This window comes from Mitsuaria sp. TWR114 (genome assembly GCF_007997345.1).
Genome location: NZ_VOSR01000338.1, coordinates 1 through 3,735 on the forward strand (window position 1 = coordinate 1; position 3,735 = coordinate 3,735).

Sequence of the window (3,735 nt, forward strand, 5' to 3'; positions counted from 1 at the left end):
TTGACGCCCGCCGCGCCGCGCGAGGCGGGGATGTACAGCAGGTCGTTGCCGGCGACGCCGTCGCCGTTCATGTCGTTCAGGAAGGTCCAGCTGTAGGGCTTGCCGCGACGGCCTTCCCAGAACAGGCCGACGTTGGTCTTCAGGTTGCTGATGAACGCCTTTTGCCACGTCACGTTGGCCGTGAAGCGGTCGCGGATCATGTACGCCGAGTTGGCGGCCACGTTCTCGTTCGGATTGAAGACGGCGCGCGAGTTGAAGTTGGAGTTCGCCACCGACGAGGTCAGCGGGCTGACTTCCGATGCTTCCGTGTAGGTGTAGGCGACGCCGAAGCCGAAGCCGTCACGGGCCGGACGCTGGAACGACAGGGTGATGGCGTTGCCGTCGCCCTTCTTGGTCTTCGTGGCCAGGGTCACGTTGCCGAACGATGCGTTGGACAGTGCGCGCGAGCGGCCGTTGGCGCAAGCGCCGGTGGTGCTCAGACTGCCGTTCGTGTTGGTCCAGCAGTTCGGGCTGTAGCTCTGCGGCGTGTAGTACAGCGAGCGGCCGTCAGGACCGGTGGCGGTCGGGTCACCGAGGTTCAGGTGCTGGTAGTAGATGCCGGTGTTGACCTTGGTATAGACCCACTCGACGCCGAAGTTCATGCCGAAGAACGGCAGCTCCGCGTCGTAGGCGAGGTTCATCTTCCAGACGGACGGCTGGCCCAGGCCCTTCTGGATGAAGTCGACGTTGGCGGCCGGCGTTGCGCCTGCCAGGATCGGCTGGTTGTTCGGATCAGCGCTGAACACGCCCGAGGCGGTGCCCGAGCAGGCGTTCAGACCGGCCGTTCCGCAACCGACCAGGCGCGTGGCCATGCCGGTGTTGGAGTACGGGTTGGTCAGCCAGACCGATGCCGCGGCGCCCTGGAACAGGCCCGCGCCGCCGCGGATCTGCTTCTTGTGGCCGGTGCGGTTGTCCAGCGCGTAGTTGAAGCCGAAGCGCGGCTGGAACAGGTTTTCGCCGTCGACGGTGGTCGAGTTGTCCAGGCCGAAACCGCCCGTGGCACGCGTCACGCTGCTGGCGCCCGTCACCGCGCCCGGCACGACCGCCGCGGCTGCGGCGCGTTGTAGGTCGGCTTGTCGTTGGTGCTCAGCTGGTCGACGCGGAAGCCGGCCGTGATGTTCAGGTCCTTGGAGACATTCCAGGTGTCCTGCAGGAACACGCCGGTCTGGCCCAGCGTCCACTTGGCGATGCCGTCATCCAGCGTGCCGCCGGCCACGGGAACCTGGACCTGGTAGCTCGAGGGGCGGCCGCGGGTGAAGTTCTCCAGCACCGCCGCCTGCACCTGCGCCGCGGAGGCGGTGTTGCAGTTGATCGCGCCAAAGCTGTAGGTCCAGGCGCTTTCGCAGCCGAACGTGTAGTTGCCGTTCACGTTCTGGAAGAACGCGTTGTAGATCTTGTTGCGCTGCAGGTCGCCGCCGAACTTGATCTCGTGGTCGTTCTTGATCCAGGTCGCGCCGAAGTAGGCGTCCAGGGTCTTGGTGTCCAGCACGTTGAACTGGCGGCTCTGCTCGGTGCCGAAGTTCACGAAGCGGTTGCCGGTGCTCGCGCCGGCCGGGGCGCCGTCGGGCAGCGCGCCGTTGAAGCGGATGCCGATCGCGGGCAGGTTGCTGTTGTTCTGCGGAACGCTGTTGTAGTCCCGGTTCGAGATCTTCAGCTCGGTCGAGAAGTCCGGCGTCCAGTCGGCGAACCACTGGCCGACGACGGTGTCGATCTTCTTCTTCTGCTGCCACCACTGCGAGGTCATCTGCAGGCCGGTCGCGCTGTAGCCGCCGAAGGAACCGTTGTTGGTGTCCGACTGCTCGGTGCGCGCGACACGGATACTGGCGCGGTGGTTGTCGTTGATGTTCCAGTCGATCTTGGCTAGGTAGTCCTTGACCGACAGCTGCGACTGGCCGATCACCGAGCCGGTGTCGATGCCGTAGGCGTTCTTTGCGGTCTGGGTGATCGCATCGAGCTGGCCTTGCGAGATCGCGTTGTTGGTCAGCGAACTGCCGATCGGTCCGAACTCGGGCTGGGCGCGGTTGCTCTTCAGCTCTTCATAGTTGACGAAGAAGAACAGCTTGTCCTTGAGGATCGGGCCGCCCAGGGTGAAGCCCTTGGTGTCTTCCTTGAAGGGCAGGAAATCGGTATAGCGCTGGTTGCCGCGGTCGAAGCGCTTGCCCACCATGTCGTCGTTGCGGTAGACGTAATAGACGCTGCCCTTGAACTCGTTGGTGCCCGACTTGGTGACGGCGTTGATGTTGGCGCCGGTGTAACCCTTCTGGGTCACGTCGTAGTTGGACAGGTTGACCTGCACCGACTGGATCGCGTCGATCGAGATCGGCTGCTTGGCCGTCGGCAGGTTGTTGGCTTCCAGGCCGAAACTGTCGTTGATGGCGACGCCGTCAATCGTGATCGAGTTGTAGCGCGAGTTCTGGCCCATCGCCGAGATTTCGCCGCGTTCCTTGTCGGTCTGCGCCAGGCGGGGATCGTTGCGGGCGTAGTCCTGCAGGTTGCGCGCGATCGACGCGTAGGCGTCCAGTTCGGCGCGGTTGATCTGCGTGCCCGAGCCCATCGTCGAGTTGTTGAACTTCGCCGCGGTGGCGCTGCCCGTGGTGACCACGGTCTCGAGCTGGGTGGAGCTCTTGCCCAGCTGCACGTCCAGGCCCAGCGTCTCGGCCAGGGCGAGGTAGACGTTTTCGCTGACCTCGCGGTCGCCGCCCTTGGTCACGGTGATGGTGTACGGACCGCCCACGCGCAGGCCGCGCGCGTTGTAGCGGCCGTCGGCATCGGTGGTCTGCGTGTTCGAGGAGCCGGACTCCTTGTGCAGGATCACCACCGTGGCGCCCGCGACGGGCTTGCCGTCAGCGCCGACCACGCGGCCGCCGATGGCCGAGGTGGTGTTCTGCGCCATCACCGGCGCGGCCGCCACGATGGCGACCGCGGCGGCCAGCGCCGTCCGCGAAAAACCCAACCAATCCTTCTGATTCATTCCTGTGCTCCTGTGCGACGTCAGACCGAAACCCGTTCCGAGGGGGCTGTGAACGTTCCGCAAACGTTTTCCGTCGCCGACTTCAACGCGATGTGGTGCGCGTCGCGGCGATGCCCGCCCTCGTTTGTTGTTGCGTCGGGCGCGCTCTTGGGCGCGCCATCTCCGCTTATGAAGCAAAAAGCCTACCAGCCGAAACCTGCCGCATCAATGCGGCAATATCGGGAGACCTCTCCTTCACAGCGCGTCGTCAATGCCTCATTCGAGCCCTTTTTCGGGGCGCTCACGGCGGCCTCACCAACGCGTCAGCGGCGCAGTCTGGATAGCCAATGTTGAGGAGCTGTGACAAGTGTTCACTGGCGTTTGCAGGTGAGGCACCCACGCCACACCGAAGCGCAACAGCGCCCAGGGACGGGGGGCGCGCCCTGCGGCGCAACCCGCCGATCGGTGCTGGTCTTCGAGGGTTTCCCCTAGGGCTGATGAGCGCACGCCGCCGGGGTCGGTCGTTGCGCCGAATCGACAGTGAAGGCCCTGCGTTCAGGCGACGAACGAAGCGCGAGGGCCTTCCTCACCGATCGCATTGATCGCGGACAGCACCAGCGCCTCGTCCGGCGAGGGCCGCGGGATGCGGCCGTCCGGCGGCAGGGCCTCGAAGTGCCAGGCTTGGCCGGCCACGCGGCGCCAGAGCGCGAAGCCGCGTGCCGGCGCGCCCGCCGCGGAGGCCCGCA

At 65.6% G+C, this 3,735-nt stretch carries 1 protein-coding gene and 2 pseudogenes; all 3 read right to left on the reverse strand.

All coding sequences use genetic code 11. The annotated features are described in order from the left end of the window. Positions 1 to 1,049 (reverse strand): annotated as a pseudogene (locus tag FUT87_RS13425) (Oar protein); the annotation flags it as partial. A gap of 14 nt (positions 1,050 to 1,063) precedes the next feature. Beyond that, positions 1,064 to 3,010: a carboxypeptidase regulatory-like domain-containing protein gene (locus FUT87_RS13430; RefSeq protein WP_147241344.1), complete on the reverse strand. Its 1,947-nt coding sequence runs from the start codon at positions 3,008 to 3,010 to the stop codon at positions 1,064 to 1,066. A gap of 534 nt (positions 3,011 to 3,544) precedes the next feature. Beyond that, positions 3,545 to 3,735 (reverse strand): annotated as a pseudogene (locus tag FUT87_RS28770) (hypothetical protein); the annotation flags it as partial.

Excerpts from the sequence above, each read along its gene's own strand:
- FUT87_RS13430 (WP_147241344.1), bottom strand. The coding sequence starts at position 3,010 with ATGAATCAGAAGGATTGGTTGGGTTTTTCGCGGACGGCGCTGGCCGCC.